The organism is Paraburkholderia fungorum (genome assembly GCF_900099835.1).
GTDB lineage: Bacteria > Pseudomonadota > Gammaproteobacteria > Burkholderiales > Burkholderiaceae > Paraburkholderia > Paraburkholderia fungorum_A.
Genome location: NZ_FNKP01000003.1, coordinates 1055223 through 1075260 on the forward strand (window position 1 = coordinate 1055223; position 20038 = coordinate 1075260).

At 55.1% G+C, this 20038-nt stretch carries 19 protein-coding genes and 2 pseudogenes; 11 read left to right on the plus strand and 10 right to left on the minus strand.

The genetic code is table 11. From position 1 onward, the window contains the following. The first annotated feature begins 503 nt into the window (after window positions 1-503). Complete coding sequence (locus BLS41_RS33895) at window positions 504-869, plus strand: DUF6404 family protein (protein WP_074772268.1); 366 nt, start codon at window positions 504-506, stop codon at window positions 867-869. Window positions 870-2308: 1439 nt separating this feature from the next. Here BLS41_RS33895 and BLS41_RS33910 read toward each other — a convergent pair. From BLS41_RS33910 to BLS41_RS33930, 6 genes and pseudogenes are all read right to left on the minus strand, one after another. After that, on the minus strand, window positions 2309-2713 hold the full coding sequence (locus tag BLS41_RS33910; protein WP_074772274.1) for a hypothetical protein: 405 nt from the start codon (window positions 2711-2713) through the stop codon (window positions 2309-2311). Window positions 2714-3467: 754 nt separating this feature from the next. Beyond that, window positions 3468-4196 carry a haloacid dehalogenase type II gene (locus BLS41_RS33915; protein ID WP_074772276.1) on the minus strand — a complete coding sequence of 243 codons (729 nt, stop codon included), beginning with the start codon at window positions 4194-4196 and terminating at the stop codon, window positions 3468-3470. 134 nt (window positions 4197-4330) lie between these two features. Next, a complete protein-coding gene (locus tag BLS41_RS33920; protein WP_074773413.1) occupies window positions 4331-4711 on the minus strand; it encodes a response regulator in 381 nt (126 codons plus the stop codon). Between the two features lie 454 nt (window positions 4712-5165). Further along, on the minus strand, window positions 5166-5333 hold the full coding sequence (locus BLS41_RS39255; RefSeq protein WP_171910375.1) for a hypothetical protein: 168 nt from the start codon (window positions 5331-5333) through the stop codon (window positions 5166-5168). A 73-nt stretch (window positions 5334-5406) separates the two neighbouring features. Continuing rightward, on the minus strand, window positions 5407-5673 hold the full coding sequence (locus tag BLS41_RS40180; protein ID WP_074772278.1) for a DUF6723 family protein: 267 nt from the start codon (window positions 5671-5673) through the stop codon (window positions 5407-5409). Next, window positions 5674-6227 (minus strand): annotated as a pseudogene (locus BLS41_RS33930) (low affinity iron permease family protein). It lies immediately after the preceding gene. Window positions 6228-6648: 421 nt separating this feature from the next. Between BLS41_RS33930 and BLS41_RS33935 the strand changes: the two are divergent. The 8 genes from BLS41_RS33935 (at window position 6649) to BLS41_RS40185 (ending at window position 14294) form a co-directional block, all read left to right on the plus strand. After that, entirely contained in the window at window positions 6649-7485 is an 837-nt protein-coding gene (locus BLS41_RS33935; RefSeq protein ID WP_074772280.1) for a CHAD domain-containing protein, read from the plus strand. A gap of 461 nt (window positions 7486-7946) precedes the next feature. After that, entirely contained in the window at window positions 7947-8822 is an 876-nt protein-coding gene (locus BLS41_RS33940; RefSeq protein WP_074772282.1) for a manganese catalase family protein, read from the plus strand. A gap of 273 nt (window positions 8823-9095) precedes the next feature. Next, entirely contained in the window at window positions 9096-9494 is a 399-nt protein-coding gene (gene phaP / locus BLS41_RS33945) for a TIGR01841 family phasin (protein ID WP_074772284.1), read from the plus strand. Window positions 9495-9689: 195 nt separating this feature from the next. Beyond that, window positions 9690-10445 carry an esterase/lipase family protein gene (locus BLS41_RS33950; protein WP_074772286.1) on the plus strand — a complete coding sequence of 252 codons (756 nt, stop codon included), beginning with the start codon at window positions 9690-9692 and terminating at the stop codon, window positions 10443-10445. 553 nt (window positions 10446-10998) lie between these two features. Further along, window positions 10999-11274 (plus strand): hypothetical protein, encoded by a 276-nt coding sequence (locus BLS41_RS33955; protein ID WP_074772289.1) that lies wholly within the window; start codon window positions 10999-11001, stop codon window positions 11272-11274. Window positions 11275-12234: 960 nt separating this feature from the next. After that, window positions 12235-12363 (plus strand): hypothetical protein, encoded by a 129-nt coding sequence (locus tag BLS41_RS40040; RefSeq protein ID WP_290439544.1) that lies wholly within the window; start codon window positions 12235-12237, stop codon window positions 12361-12363. 211 nt (window positions 12364-12574) lie between these two features. Then, complete coding sequence (locus BLS41_RS33960) at window positions 12575-13912, plus strand: Gfo/Idh/MocA family protein (RefSeq protein ID WP_083380215.1); 1338 nt, start codon at window positions 12575-12577, stop codon at window positions 13910-13912. Between the two features lie 61 nt (window positions 13913-13973). Further along, a complete protein-coding gene (locus tag BLS41_RS40185; protein ID WP_366487166.1) occupies window positions 13974-14294 on the plus strand; it encodes a helix-turn-helix domain-containing protein in 321 nt (106 codons plus the stop codon). A 280-nt stretch (window positions 14295-14574) separates the two neighbouring features. Here BLS41_RS40185 and BLS41_RS33970 read toward each other — a convergent pair whose 3' ends face one another. Beyond that, on the minus strand, window positions 14575-14904 hold the full coding sequence (locus tag BLS41_RS33970) for an NIPSNAP family protein (RefSeq protein WP_074772293.1): 330 nt from the start codon (window positions 14902-14904) through the stop codon (window positions 14575-14577). 8 nt (window positions 14905-14912) lie between these two features. After that, entirely contained in the window at window positions 14913-16523 is a 1611-nt protein-coding gene (locus tag BLS41_RS38140) for an alpha/beta fold hydrolase (protein ID WP_083380217.1), read from the minus strand. 344 nt (window positions 16524-16867) lie between these two features. On the opposite strand from BLS41_RS38140, the gene BLS41_RS33985 reads away from it, so the two are divergent. Then, entirely contained in the window at window positions 16868-17431 is a 564-nt protein-coding gene (locus BLS41_RS33985) for a hypothetical protein (RefSeq protein ID WP_074772295.1), read from the plus strand. A gap of 205 nt (window positions 17432-17636) precedes the next feature. Continuing rightward, a complete protein-coding gene (locus BLS41_RS33990) occupies window positions 17637-17825 on the plus strand; it encodes a hypothetical protein (RefSeq protein WP_074772297.1) in 189 nt (62 codons plus the stop codon). 973 nt (window positions 17826-18798) lie between these two features. Here BLS41_RS33990 and BLS41_RS40190 read toward each other — a convergent pair. Together BLS41_RS40190 and BLS41_RS34005 are read right to left on the minus strand one after the other, a co-directional pair. Beyond that, the gene (locus BLS41_RS40190; RefSeq protein WP_074772299.1) at window positions 18799-19212 is read right to left on the minus strand and encodes a response regulator; all 414 of its coding nucleotides are present in this window, start codon (window positions 19210-19212) and stop codon (window positions 18799-18801) included. A gap of 286 nt (window positions 19213-19498) precedes the next feature. After that, window positions 19499-20007 (minus strand): annotated as a pseudogene (locus BLS41_RS34005) (zinc-binding dehydrogenase); the annotation flags it as partial. Window positions 20008-20038 lie beyond the last annotated feature (31 nt).

The window sequence follows — 20038 nt, forward strand, 5'->3', positions numbered from 1 at the left end:
AGGCATCCCTGATCAACGGCCCCAAAAAACTGCGGACGGTGGAATTGCTTCTCGTTGCAATAAATCCGGCGTCGCCGTTTCATCTGCAACACTCCCATTGCTAGCGCCGTCTTCAATGTGTTGCATCCACCGGTTGAATCCGTCGTCGATTTCAGCGGTACGACAATAGATAGGGCTGGCCGGCCACCACCTGTTTGCTAACGTCCAAGTTCGGCTAGGAGGCGACCTTCGTTCCCTGCGTCGATCTGACGTTTGAGCGGCGGTTCGCGAGCGAGATCGGCCAGAAGCCGCCGGTCGAGGTCGCCATCCAATTCGCGTAGCCGAGGTCTGGTCTGCTATCGCTCAATGGCCGCTTTCGGGCGAGTGGATTGCTGGTTGCATTGCCTTGATGCGGCCAACTGGAGACATTCGACGCTGTGCCGTGAATCGGCGACAATTGCTGAACGCCGATTTTGATCGGCTGCGCCTAGCCCCGCAATCGCCGTTAGATAACTGGAGCAAAGATGACATCACTGTTTGATACAAAGCTTTCATTAGCGATGAGGATGCTAGCGGCAAAAGGTTTGCTGAACAGCAACGCTACACCGGTAGGTTGGAAATTTATCCGTCGCTTGGGCTTTAAAGTACCACCGCTATACTTTTTGGATTTCAAAACTACGTGGGTCGCCTATACCTTGCTATTCTTGTTCGGCTTCTCAGTATTTGAATTCTTCAGATTTCATTGGCAAATCCCGCGAATGAATATGCCCTCCTGGCGATTGATACTTAGCGGATCGCTCGTGTTCGGACTGTTCATGGCGGTGCGCGGCTTGTATTTCCGCCGTCGTTTCGGCCTGCCATTGTGGCAAGACCTAAATCCCTCGGCATGACTGACCCGACCCAATCGATTTGAACGCTTGCAGCCCCCGCTCGCTGGAGCAGATCGGTCAACTGTGCTCTAGAACGGCGACCGTTTGGCATGATTGGCTCTCGCGGGGTGCATTTTGCCCTTCGCACGACACCCACGCCCGCGATGTTCGCCGCGCTCGGTCATGGGACGCTGATCGGCCATTTTCGGCCAGCCGACATCACGGGCCAGATGGTTGACAATTGGCCTCAAACGGTCAGGTCCGCGCGACAATGGGCGTTGAAGGGATAAAATTTCGTAGACAAGAAGCTGCACGATGTGGCCAAGTTTGAAAAATCGAATCTCATTTATCGTCTCCGCACTGTTCATCATCTTGCTTTTTTTCGGGAGTCCCGGTTTTCACCTGTAACAACTCAGCCTTGAATATACGTGCCTCGCTTGGCCATAGTATTGGGATAGTGCTCGCCGTTTATGCGATGGCGACTGCTTTCGCACTGCTTGGAACGATATTTCAATACTTCTACGCTTTTGCAGACAAGGGCACTGTACTTCGCCGACAATGTCACGTAGCCGAGCACTGTTTCTGTTAGGCGGAGTGGCAGCAACCGTCTTATTGCTCAAGTGGTCGACATCCCATTTTTGTCATTAAGTACTAGGGAAATCGCTGCGACTTCGACAATATGCTGTTGGGCACAGATCGGCCATCGGTCAGTCGACATCAAATTATTAATCCTCGACAATCATGACGAGCCATGACATATCTCATGGAGCATGAGGTGTCGAAAAAAAATCTGACCAAAGACCTCCCTTTGTTGTCCTCTACCGATGGCGTCTGCATCCGGACAGCGAAGAGACTTTCGTTCGCGGGTGGTCACGCATTTCGGAACAGCTTCTGCTGCGGGGCTCGCTTGGATCAAGGCTTCATAGAGGCTCCGATGGGACCTGGTATAGCTACGCCCAATGGCCGAATGAACAAGCACGCGCGGACGCATTTTCCGCTGGCAATATTGATGAAACCGCGAAAGAGCAAATGTCTTCAGCTATCGCTGAGCAATTCCCCGAGGTTATTCTTGCTCCAATTGCCGACTACATCGGCTCGTCAATTAGCTAACAGCCCGCGTTCGCGATAAGTTTGAACGGCCGCTTTAGAGCAACTCGAAAGACCGTTGTGGGTCGATATGACTCATTCGCCGCTTGCATAAGCGGCCATCCGTTACCACCGAGGCAAAGGGGCGAGGTCATCCACGCGGTCTACGATGGAGGCCAGAGCGTAGCCGTGATAATCCGCCATTATTACGGCTACGCGATTGCGCACGGCTGGTTCGATTTTTTTCTCAACGGCCAACGCTGAAATCGGATTTCAGCGCGCGAGCCGTGAGACATGGGATTCCTTCCTAGGGCTTTGGACCGCCTTGCCTTGCATACGTCTGCTGTGGGATTGACCAGCTCTTCGGTTACTTCTCACGCTACGTAAGTGGTTTGATTCCGCCTGGCCGCGGCTATAACGTCGCTTGGGCGGTCCAGCGCATCCTGTGGCGCAACCGCGAGCCCTTCATCGTTGCTGATCCAGCCATTCGGGAAGTAAAACCATGCAGCAATCTTTTCGGAATTGGTAAGCGGAGCGAGCGCGGCGAGAATCTCGCGGATAACGGGTAGGGGCTGACAACACGAATCGAATTGGTAAGCCGGGAAGTACTCGTGGTTGTTTATTGTCACGCTGTAGATGCGGTCGTCATGCTTCCAGTCGCTTGCATGCTGTGATGTACCGGAAGATGAGTGATTCTGTTGCTCATTTATCTGCGCGGCGGTTAGCCATTTAGGATGCCCGAGTTCTGCAAGCCACGTTTTCAGAACGGGCGGGCTCATGCCACAAAACCATACGCGGGGCGCGTGTTGCGTTCGACGCGGTCGGGAAATCCAATCGGAGGGGCGGTGATGTTGGGATTCAACACGAATTCCTTTCAAATGAGCGAAGGATCGATCTCATCAGCCTTGCCTAGAATGGCTCCTTCGCATGTCGTTCACAAATCGCTGCAGGGCCATGATTGGTAACGCCTAGAGACTTGGTTTGACAAAAAATCACCAGTATCTTGCCACGAAAACATATCGCAATATTGGATGTATGAAGATTGTGGCTTTCACGCCGTCCATTTGCGGATATTCGCGCTGGCTTCGGAAAGGCAGCCCGCCTGACGGCATCACCCATTGAGGGGGCCGGCGCGACGTCTAGGAGGATGGGAGGTGAGGGGGCGAATATCGATGCAACCGAAGTCGAGGTGATTGCCAGACGTCGGGCTGCCGCCGCGTTGCTTCGCAAGCCGGCAAGGCCGAAGTTAGAAATGTTGGCACGCGCAGCGGCATCATCGCCGCCGCAAAAAGAAATAATCGGGCATCAATGACGCATCGGTCGAGATAATAAAAAGTAACGAAAAGTGTTGTCGGCGTAAGGTGGTCAATAAAATGGATTTTTCGTGCAGCTTTGCCACGGGCCGCTCCAATTTTTCTGGGAGAGTCTAAGAGGCACGGTGGGACCTCGTTTCCGACGGTGAATTTATATTGGTACCGTTGGTTAGTGGAGGCTCCGTCGTTATCTGGAACATCAGTACAACCGGGGGCGCGTTCAGGTTGGACAACCTAGTTGCGTAGCAACGTCGTTCAGACTTTCCCCTATAAAGTCCCAGTCCTGCTCGGCTTTCAGGTCTGTCTGTTGACTCGGACCGTGCTCAAGTGGCCTCGCAATGAACGCAGTTCTCAATCCGCATTGTCGTGCTGCAGCGAGATCGGCGTTATGTGCCGCGACCATGCAGACCTCAGCTGGATTCAAACCGAGAAGCTCGACAGTGTCTGAGTAGACTCGCGGCGTCGGCTTGTACGCTCTAATCACTTCCGCGCCGAGGATTGCATCCCAAGGAAGCGCAGCCCGTTTGGCCATGTCGACCATCAGTCGGATGTTCCCGTTAGACAACGGCGCGATGATAAATCGACGCTTCATGCGCAAGAGCCCTTCGACAGAATCAGGCCAGGGGTCGAGTCGATGCCACGCAAGGTTCAATTCGACCAAATCCTCCGCCGGGATCGAGCCCACGTTGACACCAAAATCCGTCAATACCTTGACGAGGTTTTCCATGTGCAACAAGTCGAGCCGAACGAACGGGCGTCGGCCGCTGCGAACTTCCTCCATCGCAGGCGAATACTGACGTCGCCATGCATCGGCGAATTTAAATGCATCCGCAGAAATCGCTTGGCGGGAGAGGAACGAGCTAACGTCGCGCGCTACTCCGCTACGCCAATCAACGACGGTGCCGAAGACATCAAACAGCAAGGCTTTGATTCGGGATTCGTTGTTCATTGACGGCCTCAAGGTTGACGCGTTGAACAGTTTTTCCTTAATGCGGTCGGGATGCTTTCAGTTATGTGCAAGTCGACAGCCGTTTTGAGGATGCAGCACGCCCTTGAACAACTAATGCGAAGGAATGACACCTGTCATTTCCAAATTTCTCCGATGAGGTCAAGGAGTGAGCCCGGATTTCCTTTCCTGCAATACCCGTCGAGGACCCGCGGATTGTTGCTCATTCTCAAAACGTTGCTTTCGTCAAAAGACGTGTAAGTTACGATTCCGAGATTTTCGGTTGGCAAATAATCTCTCAGGGCTTTCGCGGTTGCGAATCCGTCCCGGCCAACCAGCTTGATGTCGACAATGACCAGGTCCGGTACCCAGACGTGAACACAAGCTAGTGCTTCATCACAGCCTTTCGCTACACGCGCCTCCATCCCCTCGTACGTCAGTAAAGATGCAAGAGCGTCCGCTGAATCAGCATAGTCATCAATGACCAGCACGCGAGGACGTTTGTTCAGAAGCTCCACGGTTCTCGTGCTCCACCGACGGCAGGCCACAGAGTATTGCGCCATGCTAGATTGCTTCCAATTTAGTTTTCGAGGGTCTTCGCCATTTTAGTCTACGCTACGCAATTGCCGATTTTCTCGAACCCACGCCTGCCCCTGAAGGCAGCTCCGTGGGGAACGGTAGAATACCGAGCCGACGGCACTCGGCTCTCGAGACGTTCAGGTTGAAACCTTGATGGTTTGCGTCTCTTACCGCGTTGCCATCGACAACCTTAAGCCGGGATTTTAGCAGTGAAGCAGATGCCGTCCGTGACGTTGGGGCTGGTGAGAAAGCGGAATAAAATGCGATACCGGCCGCCAAGGTTGCGCAGCGGTCCGAAATGAAACCGACGACAGCGTCGCGAAACACCTTAAAGAAATCTCGCTGGTATGCTCGGCCAGATGAAGCCGTAACCCGCGGGTTCATGACGTTCCGTCACGCCGTCGGGTCTTCGTCAACTTCTTCGCCATCCTCAGACCCTATCCGTGTCGTGCCGCCGGTAGGAGACGGATCGCTTGCAGGGAAAGAGTCCTCAATTGTTTTGTCGATGTCTTTCTCAGATTTCTCGTCACCTAGATTCTGTACCTTCGGGGTAGTGGTCATGTTTTCTTCGTGAGTTGATGCATCGTGGTGCGGAAAGGAATTCCGAATGGCATGCAGTGTCGACACAACGGAACTAGTCTTCCGGATTCAACAGGTCCGAACTGATGAGGCGTGAAGCAAACGCGTGGGCGGCATTACGTGCTTCCTCGAATGTCGGGAAAGGTCCGATGTCTGGTGCGCCATCGAACGGATGGAGAACACGGCCATCCGTTTTTCGTATAACTGAAAGCGTCCCAAAGTAGATGCCTTTGTGGACGCTTTTGCTCGCAACACTTACGGCGTAGTCATCGGTGGTACTTGGCCGCGCCGGTCGGCCCAGCAAGGAAAGGGGACGCGCCATCTACTTGACTTCCTCGGCTACCGTCTGCTCGAGACGATGCTTTTTTGGTTCAGAGTTTCTGCGTGCCTGTTCGACACAACTCTCCACGCTATCTTGCGACCCGTCCCGACCACCTATTTTCTTGGCAAGTTCGAGGTAAGCAGTAGCAATTCGCCGCAAGTCTTCCTCCGATGCATCCTCAATCCCGATAAGCTGATTGCTTGCGGTGCGGTTTGACGCCAGCAGTTCGTTCAACTTGAGGTGAACGGCAACGCTATCTTTGTTCTGGCTTTGCTGAATGAGAAAAACCATCAGGAAGGTGACGATGGTCGTTCCTGTGTTGATAACCAGCTGCCAATCTTCTGAAAATTTAAAGATGGGGCCACAGGTTAACCAGACGACCACGGACAGGACGGCGACGCCAAAGGCGACAGGAGACCCGCCCACCGCGTCACAGCAGCAGCGAACAGGTCGAATGCTTTCGTTATCGGATTTCGCGATGCGTAAGCGGGACTGGATGTGTTTGGGACGGAATCTAGCCGGTCAACGGAAGTGTGATGCAGCGAGTCTGGCATGGAATGTCTCCAACTGAGTGATGCCGTTTAGCTCGCACGCAAGGAATGTCAGCGCAGGTGGCCACGGAGGAAATACGCGTATGCCGTTTAAGGCATAGGTGCATAGCTATTGGACACCGCAATTACCGTGCCGCGAAGTCATCGCGGCAGGTTTTTTTTCAGAAGCCGGATAAAAAAGCCCGCGCACGGCGCGGGCTGATTCCACGTCTGGAGACATGGAGGAGACGTGATTTCAAACTATGCGCCGTCCGGAGATATTGCAATGCGCCAAAATTAAATTATTCAGACAGCGACACAAACCGGGCAACCAAATTCGTCGATTTATATCAGCGGGTGTCACATCGCTCCAGTTGGCACAACTGCCGCTACCGGTAGCGTGGTATTCCTCTTGCTGCCTCAATGGGATCGTCACGGAGGTTGTATGGAATATAAGACTCATCCCAGCACGGCCGAGCCGGACACTGCCGAATCGCATTTTTCGACATTTGCCACTCCATTGATTGATGAGGCTGTTGCTCATGCTGCCAAATTGCAAGCTAAGCCCGACGCCGAAGTTCTTCACAAGCTTCGAGTCGCATTGCGCAGGCTGCGGTCACTGCTCTGGGCTTATCGCCCTTTGCTCGACAAACAGCTCGATGACAGGCAACGGGAGCTCTTTAAAGAGCTCGCAGGCGCAGCTGGACAAACGCGCGATTGGGACATTCTCACAGACCTGCTTTGCCAGGTCTTAGGTCCCGAAAAGGCGTCGCTCGATGAGCTGCGGGCCGCACGAAAGGACGCGTCGGAGCAAAGCCGCGCCATCCTCTCCCACGCCGGAATCAGTTCAAAGCTGGACGACGCACTCAATAGTTCTGCTGTTGCCTTGAACGCGTCGCACAGTAATACGCCACTTAAGGAATTCGCACGTAGGCGCGTGCGGGCAGCCGAAAAATCGTTGCACAAACGTATGCATCTTGCCGCCCGCAAACGCGGTTCAGACTATGAGGCTTACCACGAGGTGCGCAAGGCAGGAAAGAAAGTGCGATACCTGCTCGACTTCTTCGAGCCGCTGCTCGCAGATAAACAGCTCCGGTCGGCTAAGACACTGAAGAAAATCCAGAAACGATTTGGCGCGCTTAACGATGTGGTTGCCAGTGAAGAATTGCTCAGCGCAAACCGAACCTTGTTCACCAACTCGCGCGTCGCAAAGCGCGCAAATGCTGCGCTGGAAAAGGAACGCAAACGCAAAGTTAAAGCCGCCGCCAAATTACTCCGCTGATTTTTTGTCCAGCATGGATGGCGGCCCTCCTCACGCTACTGGTTCGCTGCACGACGTCGGAGAAATCGCGCGGCGGCCACGTGGCGTGGACGGTGCCTGATGAGTTCGCTTGCTGACGGCTATTGTTCTGCGTTCTTTGAATGGTAAAGCGGCCGGTATTGACAAGCCACCCTCAAGCCGCCTTGCGTGCGCGAATTCTCTGGTGCTGAAAAGGTCCGTTACCGACGACGACCTTTTGCTCGCAAATCTGCTTTCAGGAACACGTCATGCGGAGGTGTGAGGAGACTTTCCTGACACCTCGCGGCGTGTCGCCGCATCTCGCCAGAACTATTCGTTCTGAGACTCCAGCCGAGAACAGCCGCGCCAGCCTGCGGTGCTTCTTTCACGGCTCCCGAAATCCGTTTCGCCCGTGGCGCTACAGACGGTCCTCCGTTTAGCCATGGCTTTGAAAGGACCACATCATGTTTGTTCACAACAAGCGTCTACAGTACACGGTGCGCGTTGCCGCGCCGAACCCTGGTCTTGCAAATCTGCTGCTCGAGCAGTTCGGCGGCCCCCAAGGTGAGCTGGGTGCAGCCTGCCGTTACTTTACGCAAGCAGTCAGCGAAGATGACCCCGGTCGAAAAGACCTGCTGTTCGACATTGCGACGGAAGAACTGAGTCATCTGGAAATCATCGGCTCTATTATCGCAATGCTGAACAAAGGGGCCAAAGGCCAGCTCGCTGAAGCGGTCGAAAGCGAGGCAGAGCTGTATCGCTCGATGACGGGCGGCGGTAACGATTCCCACACGACCTCGTTACTCTACGGCGGCGGCCCAGCGCTGACGAATTCCGCCGGCGTCCCTTGGTCAGCTGCCTATGTGGACACCATTGGGGAACCCACCGCGGATTTGCGCTCCAACATCGCGGCCGAGGCAAGGGCCAAGATTGTGTACGAGCGGTTGATCAACGTAACGGATGACGCTGGCATCAGGGAAACACTCGGTTTTCTGATGACACGAGAAATTGCTCACCAGAAGTCTTTCGAAAAGGCGCTTCATTCGATTCAGCCCAATTTTCCGCAAGGCAAGCTCCCGGGCGTACCGGAGTTCACAAGCGTCTATTACAACATGTCCAAAGGCGATGATTCTCCGCGGGGTCCATGGAACGAGGGACCGGATTGGGAATTTGTTGAATCCCCGGAGCCGGCGGTTGATGGTGGCGACGGGCTGGCGAGCGTCAACGTATCGAATGACGTTGTTGAGGTCTTAAGTGCAATGGCTTCGCGCACGGCCTCTGATACATCTGCTGACCCACTCACCGGTGCAGACTTAGGCGCCGGCCAGGCTGTCAAATAGGCCAAGCGAGGGACGAGATGAAAGGCCTATTGCGGGCCTTTCATCAGGTTGTCATGATTTTTGACCCCGTCGGCGCGGTGAGGTCCGCCGCCACCTTCACATCAGATGCGCTCGCAAGAAAGACAACCAGGGCTCAATTGACTTCCATCATGATGCGCCTACAATGAATTTTGCTGCATTGCAGCAATGGACCTTTCGGTTCACGGCGTGTGCACGTTTTCGATCGAACACCTCAGTCGCACCGCACTCGCCGCATCCCTTTCTGGAGCAGTCATGAGCACGCTTATTCCCCAACATGCGGTCGAAGCACAGGCAAACATTCAACAGTTGTTCGGCTTTTCGACGAAGGTGTTTGAAGGCTTTGAGAAGCTGACGGCGCTAAATCTCCAAGTGTTCAAGGCAACGCTTGCTGAGAATCACGCGCTTGCAATGAAAGCATTGTCCTCAAGGCCGGACGAATTGTTTGCACTTTCGGCAAGCCTTGGGAAACCGACTGCGGAAAAGTGCCTGGCGTACGGGCGGCATGTTCGGGAAATCCTGGCAGATGTTCAGGGTGGCCTTACTTCGGCAAGTCAATCACAGCTTCAGCGTTACCAGCAAGACGCCAAGGGCTTTGTCGCAGACCTCACGAAAGCCACTTCCGCTGAAACGAATGTAGCCGCGACGGAGTAATCGTCAACGGAGACAGTGTGCTCGCAGGCAGACTGATCTGCCTGTTTTTTTGCGAAGGAGCGAGTGGATGCGCGTCGGGGGGCGAGCGACGCCGAAGAAGCCGGCACTGGGACTGAGAGTCACACTTTCACCGGTGCGTCACAGCTATAAAGTTCTTCACTTGGTCAATCAATTGACTGCATCATCGGGGATTAAATGGACGCCGTTCAATTTGCGCCTCCGTCAGCGTTTCTGCTTGCGCTAGAGCCGCTGCGGGCCATCTCAGACTATTTCGCTGGTTTGACGGCTTCATCAACTTCGCTGCCGCGTGGAGATGGTCATCCTGTACTCTTTTTCCCGGGCCTAGGTTCGGATGGAACTGCCACAAAAGCGATGCGGGAAAGGCTGTGCGGATTGGACTACGACGTTCACGATTGGGACCAAGGGGTCAATCAATGGCCCGAGGACAACCTCGATGGTTTTCTCGACCGCCCTGCTACGCAATTGATTCGTCTTCATGCGCGAAATGAACGCCACGTCTCCTTGATTGGATGGAGTCTGGGCGGGGTATACGCCCGCGAACTCGGGAAACGCCATCCGCAGCTTGTCCGGCAGATCATCACTTTAGCAACGCCATTCGCCGACCAGCCAAACTCCACCCATGCAGGTTGGCTTCTGACGCTACTTAACGGCGGCGTTTCTCCGCTGGATGGGGCTCAGATTTCGCAACTGAGCATCGTCCCCAATGTGAGATGCACGTCGGTTTACTCAATATCCGATGGTCTCGTAGGATGGGAGGGATGTGTAAGCACCGCATCCGAATATCATCGCAATGTAGCGGTTGAGAATGTTAGCCATTGGGGCATGCTGCACAGCCCCGAGGTACTGCAGGTTGTTGCGGGTTTGCTTGCTGAACCTCAGCATAGCCCCGCCTGCGACTTCCTTGAAAAGAGCGTCGCCCTAGTTTTTTAGACCTACAATGAGGCGACGTTGGTAGTGGATTGGCCCGGTTGCTAGAAAGCATTTCCGCCAAAAAAGGAGACTTGAAAGTGAGCGCTTATAGCAAACCTGTTGCCGCCAGAGAAGCTCGCATTGAAGTCGCGTTCCAGCTTGAACTTGCTGTGGGGACCTCGCATATCGCTAGCATGCTACATGTTGCATCCCGCGCGGCGTGTATCGACGAGTTGGTACAGAATTTTGTGCACAAACATGGGAGCGTCGAGCTGGGCAGATTTCTAATTGCTCTTGCGGACAGGCTGGACGCTCGTGGCAACAATAACGGTGCTTCGGCAGTCCGGTGTTACACGACGGGCAGTGAGGTCGCGCTCCCAGCCGGTAAATCTCCACGCACAGACTCATTGCGTAACAAGCGAAAATCGGCACGTAGAAGTTTCATTGCTTAGCATTGCTGTGCTGATGACACGATACGAGCAGATTCCGTGGTGCGGCATACGGATTGCGCTCTTCCCATAGCGGGTTCACACCTTCCGGTGACTATGACCGCTATGCGCTTGAGGAGACAACCATGGGACGCTCAACAAAAGGGATTTTGATTTCTGCATTTTTCATCTTTATTTCGGGTGCCGCGTACGCGCAGAGCGCAGGCGGCGGAGCCGGAGGTGGGCAAGGCGGCACAGGTATGAGCAAGCCGAGTGCAAGTGGTTCAACAGATTCGGTGTCAGGCGCGTCGGGAGCAAATACCATGGCGCCTGCCGGAGCCACTTCGCACAAGAAGATGAATAAAAAATCGAACGCCGCCATGCCGGCATCAGCTACCAATCCCGCGTCAGGCGGTAGTTAATCGATAACGCCGAGCAAATCCTTTTAGCCATCGCCGCGCATCGTTCTTCGTCGTGAGCATCGGACAGCCAAACCGCCGTTGGGCATTCTTATCGTGCATTGCCTGGTGGCCGCCGCGTAGGAACCCGCTTGCAAGGCTGAGCGGCATCACGTCCTTCGGCCTTCAATTTAACTGTTGAGCTAATGGTATATCTCATCCAAATCGTTTGAAAATGCATGAAAAGGACAAACGTCCGACACAGTCGCAGCCACATCCGTTCACCCATTCCGTAGCGTTGATACCACGGCGCACCATGTCGGCGATCTGACTCAATCCGGTCGCGGACGTCTAACGAAGGCCCTGTTGTGCCACGACAACCGTGCAATTATTGAATTGTGGCGCAGAAGTATTGAGACCGCGCATCGAGATTGACTGCCGCGTCACACACCTTGCCAAGTCGATAGGTATGGACACGGCACCTTCTGTATCGTGCCGCGGGGACGGGTACATCAATTGCGGCGGACGCTACGTAAGTTCGATGGAGTCGTGTCTACTTCCGCGCGGAGATCGAAATGAAAGTCGCGAAAAGCTGTTTTTTAGCTTGCATTTTTTTGGTCGCTTCAAGTAGCTCATTTTCGCAGGGTATGAATGGAGGCGCCGCCGAGGCGAAGGGGGCGAAAGGAACGAGCAATTCGAACGGCGAACGAGCAACGCTCACGAGCTCGCAGTCTTCCGACCCAACCGCGTCCGGGCACGCTCAGAAGAGTACGCGAAAAAAAAATACGCTTGCCAAGAGTAGGTCAGCCACTCCTGCTTCGGCTGCCAACTCCGGTTCCGGCGGCAGTTGACTCTTTCCGGAGCCGGTGGGGATTAGTGAGTTGACGGGTACAAAGGTGGACCGTAATGGCCCATTCAACATTTGTAATCAAGTGGCGGTGCTGACATCGCCTCGCTAGTGAAACGCAAGGGCGTCATCGCGTCATGGACGCCGCGTGGTGTGACCGTGCAGATCGCGATGAAACTGAATCGCAGTGGCATGATGAAATGACCTATCTGCTGCGCGACCGCGGGCGAATCGACATTGACCAGCAGGCGAGTGACGAGCAGTAGGTGAGCTGCTACGACAGCGCATGCGCCCACGGTTCGCACGGCTCTTCGGCGTTCACCAGTGAAATGCTGTTGGGAACCGACAGTCGCGGTGGGGATCGCGAAAGCGCAACTCGCTCATGGGCCTCGCAGTCTGTGATCTTCAGCCGCTAACAGGTATGCCTGTTGCTGGGTACAGTTCCATTTTCCCACGGCTACTGATCAAGGAGCCAGCATGCGTAGCGATCGCCCTTCCGCAGCCGATTCCGCGCCGAACATTGCGTCAGACAGTACATCCTCTGATCCGGACCGCGGCGAGGCACGGCGACGCTTTCTGCAACGTAGTGGCCTCAGTTTAGCGGCAGCCCTCGCGGCGGGGTCGGCGGCGCCCATCCAAGCCGCGGGTTTAGCAGCGGCCGAATCAAATGCAGTCAAGCTTTCGTTGATCCAGGACCCTGACACGGAGCAGAAGGAGCAAACGCCCGATCCGAACCTGCCTCTCGACGATCGGGTCGGCTATGCCATCGTCGGACTAGGGCGTTTATCGCTCAATCAGATTCTTCCTGCGCTGTCGCAATGCAAATATTCGAAAGTTGCGGCACTTGTCTCCGGTGATCGCAGCAAAGCATTGAAGATCGCGCGACAGTACGGCGTGCGCGGATCTGCGGTCTATGGCTACGAAAACTTCGAACATCTCGCCAGCAATCCTGAAGTTCAGGTGATTTACATCGTGCTGCCTAATGGATTGCACCGGGATTACACCGTGCGAGCGGCCAGGATAGGCAAGCACGTACTTTGTGAAAAACCGATGGCAACGAGCGTCGCGGACTGCCAGGCCATGATCGACGCATGTCGGCAGGCGAACCGGAAACTGATGATTGCCTATCGTAGCCAGTACGAGCCGATGGACCGTTTGATTGCAAAGATGGTGAAGGATAACCAGTTGGGTTCCCTGCGCGAATTTATCGCCGGTAATTCGCAGAATGTAGGCGACCCCACTCAGTGGCGTTTGAACAAAAAGCTGGCCGGCGGCGGCGCTTTGCCGGACATCGGTTTGTATTGTTTGAATGCGGTGCGTTTTATCACGGGACGCGAACCGGATCAGGTGTTTGCTACAGTTTCGCAACCCAAAGGTGATCCGCGTTTCAAAGAAGTAGAAGCTGGGGTGCATTTCATTCTGAGTTTCCCCGACGGCTTTTCCGCCACGTGCACCGCTAGCTACGCCAGTCACGAATCCCGCTTTTTCCGATTGCAGGGCGCGCAGGGCTGGGCCGAAATGGACCCCGCATTTGGCTACAACGGCTTGCGGCTGCTTCATGGGATGCTGCTGGACGGCAAAAATGCCGTCGTCGAATTGCAGATCGATCCGCAGGACCAGTTCGCACGCGAGATCGATCATATGTCTTCGTGCGTGAAACGCGATATCACACCGCACACGCCCGGCGAAGAGGGCCTGCAGGACCAGCGCATCATGGAAGCAATCTATGAATCCGCGCGAACGGGAAGGGCCGTTCGCCTCGATGCGGTTAGTGAGCCGACACGGGGACCAGAGCCTGAGGAGGAGAATTTCTGAAAGGTACGTCTAGGGTGTATACGCCGGCCTGTCCTGCTTGGTCGATATCGTACTGCGCGATTTGAGCTGGGAACATTCCCTCGAGGTACTTTCGTCAATAGCCGGCCTGTCGGCAAGAATCGCTCGACGCCTGTTTTCCGCAACGCTCGGCCTCTCGTCGACCGAGTGGCGACAGGAGACTTTACCCGTGCGTGCGATCGATCTGCTTGCGCATGGCGAGTCCATATCGACGGTGGCAGACGCCTTGAGCCATACCAGCCCCAACAATCTTATTGCGATGTTCCGCATTGCTTTTGACGCAACACCGGAAAGGTATGTTCGGGCTGACGGCCACGATGCTGGATCTCAACGTCGTGGCAAACTCATTCAGCTAGCGAGTTAGCGCGCCAGATAGCGCGTATCGGTTATCCGCCAAATAATTTGCCATTCACAATCGCTAACGCGCGGGCCACCCGGATTGCCGTTTTGCGAAATCGGACAGTTGTCCCTTCGACTGGAGACCGTCTGCTAAGGGCGGAAGTACGCGCTCGCTAAAGTTGACTCCCTCCGTTACCGCACCGCCAAACAGTCGCTAGAAGTCTTTCGGTTCGCGACAGGAGCTAGGGCGTGGGCGGAGAGTCCGCCATTGTTGCGGCGTTTGCATGCTGCAGCCTCCCATCCAGCTAGTCTTTACCTTCGTATCCATCGACACACCGCTCGACGATCGAGCGTTCCATACTGAGCACTGCGCCGCTCCGCATCAGTTCGGCCGCGTTGCGCTGATGAAGAGGATCATCGGCCAACGCCTCACGGTAATGCTCATAGGAAGCGAGAGTGAGGAAATCGATCAGGCCATACGCGACGTTCGTCGGCCCGGCGAAATCCGTCGGGAGCCAGTATCCGACGATCTTGCCCCCTGCGTTGCGGATAGCTTCCAGCTCACGCTCCACGTAGTCGCGGAAGTGTTTTAGCCGGTTTGGACCCAGTGTGTATCGAATGCAAAGGGTGTGCATGTTTTGACTCAAAAGTCGCCTGGGTTCATGTACGGTTGTGACCAGAGAGTCACCTGGAGAATCATCGACTTCCACCACGCTTCCTGCATACGCTGAACGACATCTGGAGAATGGCCGCCTTTCTCGAGATAAGGGCGCATTGGCGCGACGGTTGCAGCAGCGAAACCGATGATGTCTCGGCCACGAATATGAGCGGCAGTGTTGGCGTTGTCGGTGACGTTTTTTTTCGCGCGGTGGTGACGCAATCCGATTTCGTACTGGTAGTCGAGCCATTCCTGATCGTATTCCGCCCGTGCTGTATCAAGCACCCACTGGGCAAAGCGCTTGCCGACTGCCGCACCATACTCCTTGTCAGGCTCACCGGTTTCCCGGTCGAAGCTGTAGCTGGCGAGGTGTACGTGCTGCGCAATGATTCCCCGCCACATCGTGACAAGATTTTCGGCCTGATCCTTCAGTACGTCGTAGCTGAGACGGAGATAGACCATATCTTCGTCGCTGAACAGGCACGTCGCCTTCAGATCTTTTAGCTCATCCAGTGTGATCGGCGACTTGGCAACTTGGTCCGTGCCTGGGTTGTAGCCGGGAATGTCCTTACTTTCATGGTGATCCTGCATCATGGTCTCTCCTGAAGTGTGCCCTGTCGGGCGAACGGTAATGCTGCCCGCAAGAAATGCAATGCTTTCTTGCCAGAGCGCCGTACGCATCTGTTCGAGGTGCATGAGGTGAGTTCCGCGAGAGATGGTAATTATCCGACGCTCGGCCGCGCGAACGAGATGATCGAACAGCCACTGAGCGTCCGATTCGGATGACACACCATCCCAACTGCCGCGAATAATTGCAACAGGTGCAACTATCGCCTGCGGCGCCCACGCCAGTTCACCGTGCCATGCACGAAGAATCTCGACTAGCGGGCCTGTCGGTGTCATGACCGCAGGCGGGGCCCGATCACGCGAACCCGGATCGCTATCGAGATAGGCTTCGGCCCAGACTGCAAAATCCTCGCGCGATAGCACTGGGGACTCCCCGGGCGGGACATCTTCCACGAAGCGGTCATATTGGTCTTCGTTCGTCACGAATTTCCACGCGGGCAAGGTCGGACGCGGCATATAGCGTGGCCCTTGGCGACACGCTAACGGCGCAAACATTACTACGCGATCAACCTGCGTCGGATGGTGACACGCAAAGATTCCGGCGGGCATCGAGCCCCAACTATGAGTAATGAGGGATACGCGCGCACAACGGCTGCGTTCAAGGATGAAGTGCACGGCGGCTTCGACTTGTCCAACTGCACATGCCGCGAGGCTCAGTGGTTGCCCGGCGTCAGCGTCGTCATCCATCTGAGGAAATCGATCAGACCCGCCGAAACCGAGGAAATCAAGAGCCCAGACATCGAGTCCGGCCGCGCTGAGCGCGTCGCGCCAGGAGCGGCCTTCAAAGCGATATGCGACAGATAGCGCTGATGGGAAAGTTGCGCCGTGCAAATACAGAACAGGCGATCGGCCAGCTGGATTTTGTGGGGGCAGATATCGAAGGAATATCTGTAGGCCATCACTGCCGCTGTCCACGAGGAAAGTTTCTTCGCGGGGGTCGAGTTTGCGGCGATGCGTGTCGGTGAACATGGGTACCTCGGCGATTGCCGCTTCGGTTTTGATGTCGCGGAACTTGCCGCATGTACTGTTCCCGGTCGTCTTTATTTATATGGGTCGGAGCATGCTCACCCCCCTGTACGGCAGTCGATCTGATCGGCGTGAAGGTCGCCGCTCGCAAGGCGCGGCAATGCCACGTAAGTCGCTCACCCACTCACTTGCGACAAATGTGTTTTAGGAAAATCGTGCTGGCGTTAGAGAGGATCCGGTTTGACATCAGCCCATGCTCACCCGCGCAAATGCTGTATGCGCTGTAAAGATGGGATGGAACGCCCCTTGCGCAGGAAACCGTATCCTAGATGATTTGGAGCTAGACAATGCATTGGATAGATCCCACATGTCTGCCAGAAACCCAAGGAAAGGTGACCCAGTTTCTGTTAAATCCCCATGGAGAGCTGGATGGGCTCGTTCTAGGCAACGACAGGCAGGTGCATTTTCCGCCTCACTTGTCCAGACAGGTTGCCAAACACATCAGCGTTGGCGAGAGAGTTCGCATCCGTGGTGTCAAGCCGCGCGGTGTTGAAGTCCTCGCCGCTGTTCAACTGACATCGAGCGCCGGTGTCGTGATTCTCGATGAGGGACCGCGCCATGGGGATGCGAAGCATCACGAGTCGCGTATCGACGGGCGCGAGATGGAGATTAGCGGCGAAGTCAGGCTTCCGCTTTATGGGCCTAAAGGCGAACTGCGCGGGGCTCTGCTGACCGACGGTACGTCGGTTCGAATGCCTCCGCATGCCGCCGAGGTACTGTCCGGTTACCTCGTGCCTGGCGTCCACATACAAGTTTGGGGACATGGCGTGAAGAACAAATATGGTCGAACCATCGAGGTCGATGACATTGCCGAACTGGTCGATGCAGAGGATCCGACGGGTGCGATTTAGTTGCCACTCGAACGGATGACGGTATGGTTCTGCCTCTCCTGCCATAGTTCGATAAGGTCAAGCGAGTGCGCAGCACGGTCGGTCTGAACATAGCGTTTTTGGACGTTGAATTGCGAATTCGATTTGAAGCCAAGGTCAATTACGCTGATGTTGTTTGCCAAAATACTGGGTAGACATGTCGCTTGCAAATTTGTTGGAGGTCTAGATGATTGATACTTATGTTGTCAAAAGCGGTGAGAAATTTCTTGGCAGCGGGGAGGATGGCGATATCGGGCTCGCGCCAGTGTTGAAAGAAGCTAAACGCTTCCTTTCTCGTGAGGAAGCCGAAGAGGCTGCGGACAGATACGCTGATCCTGGATTCGAGATCCTCAAGGTTGATGCGTCGGCCCTTTGACTCAAGAGCCGGTGCACCAGATATGACAACGAGTTGATCCTACGGGCATCGTCACACTTTGGCTATTGCACACCTGCTGAAAACGCGCGATGGTTCGAATCACTCACGCGTTAAGGGCGCAAGACGCGGAGGAAGTCTACGGCTGGCTAAAGCGAAGCACGACGCAGGGCGTCACAGGACAAGATTGCCTGTGCGCTGTGCGCGTCTCACGCATCCGTTGCAAGATTGTTCTCATCCTTAACAAAAGATTTTCTAGGAGAATTGAAATGAAGAGCGACGCAATTTTCTACGCACTTTGTGCAACAGCAATGTTTTCTTCTTCCGCGATGGCGCAGAACAATCCACCGAGTTCATCTCAAGGGTCGAACGCTGGGGACAATGTGCAATCGGCACCGGCGCACAAGTCTTCCTCCCATGCGAAGAAAATAAAACCATCCAAAGGCGAAACTGCAGGCAATTCCACGCAGCCAGGAGGTACCGCGACCCCGAGTGGCCCGGGAGCACCTGTTAGCGCAAGCGGATCAGGGAGCTAATAGTTAGAAGCGGCGGGGACGAAGGTTCAGGGGCCCAACTGAAAATCGTTAAATTTTTGTGCCAGCGACGCTGAGGATGGGCAGACAAGGATTTGGGGAGATTCGAGAAGGATGTGTGCAGAGATCGGCACAGCCTTTGGTGCTTCACGGCTCTTCCTGGTCTGCTGAAGCGCGTACGAAGAATATCGTAGAGCGAAAGAATCGTTATCGGAGGCAGGCGGCTAGCCGTTCGATGTTTGCCGGCTTGCAGATGCTGATGAAGCTGTTATGGCGGGCCTTCGTTGGGCGCTCACAATCCTTTTGCTCGGTTGACAAAGTGCTGCCCGCTAGTCGCTTCAAAGGAATGCAAAAGGGCTGCCGGTCAATATCTAAAGCCCGCCGGACGTTAGGATGTGTACGTGTAACTCGGAAGTCGTTGCCTCTGATGCATCAGCGCGGAACTAGGAGTTCGACTTGTGCGGGTCGCTCAAGCTCTGCAGGAGTGTGGCGAGATGGCAAGGATCTGCCGGCTTTTCGCATAGAGCGTCAAATCCGGCAGACTTGGCTTGCGAATAGTCGGATGGAGTATTGGCAGCGGTGTATGCGAGAAGTATTGAATCTGCAGTGAGCGGGTCCGCACGAAGCCGCCTGGCCACGGCGAAGCCTGACATGTCCGGCATCATTATGTCCAAGATGATATAGCTTGGTTGCCAAGTGGCGGCAATTTCAAGCGCAGCGAAGCCGCCGTAGGCTGTATGCGTTGCAAACCCAAGCAAATCAAGGCATAGCGCAACTGCGTCCGCAGAATCGACGTAGTCGTCAACGATCAGGACTCGCCGGTTTGCAATCAAGGGGCGTCGCGGTCGCGACATCATTTGGCAGCGCGGCTCGCGCAATTGATACGATTCGATTTGTGGCTCCCAGTTTGAACTTGCCAGTTTCGCGATTCCGCCTCGATCCTGAACTTATGCCGCTGTGCAGATAGTACGGTATTGCGTGCGTAGTGCGGGAAGTGAGCGAAGGTCTATTTCAGATAGAGCCTCGACCGCAAGCGATCCGGCCGCCAGCCATTGGTTTTCAATGTGCGTGCGTTTGAGCTTGCATTTCGTCGCAAGCATTTCATCACATCGTGCCCGGGATGCAGGGGCGATTGATTGGTGTACTGCACTGATAGCCAACAGACTGACAGCCACGATCAGCACCTTCGCCACCGGTCATTTCCAGAATGCGGTCTGCAGAATTGCCGTCACTATCATCGACCGGAATTGCGCCGATCTTCTCTGCCAATTTCAACCGATCTGGATGGCTGTCGACGACCATTATCTTGCTCGCCCCCTTGATTTGCGCCGAGAGTGCTGCCATTAAGCCAACTGGCCCAGCACCATAGATCACGACACTTTCGCCTGGCAACACACCGGCCAGTTCAGTAGCGTGATAGCCCAGCGGGAAAATGTCAAAGAGCATCACATAGTCATTCTCTTTTTCTTGAGCATCGGGCGGTAACACGAGACAGTTGAAATCATCGAACGGCACGCGCAGATACTCCGCCTGGCCGCCGCTACACGGTCCTATCCCGCCGAATCCATACGCTGCACCGGCCACGCCCGGATTCGCGGTGGATTCATGCAGTTGTCGCATACGCCACAGCGCCGCAATGCGAAGGACAAGCAGAACATGTAGTGTGACAATAAGGCGGGGAAA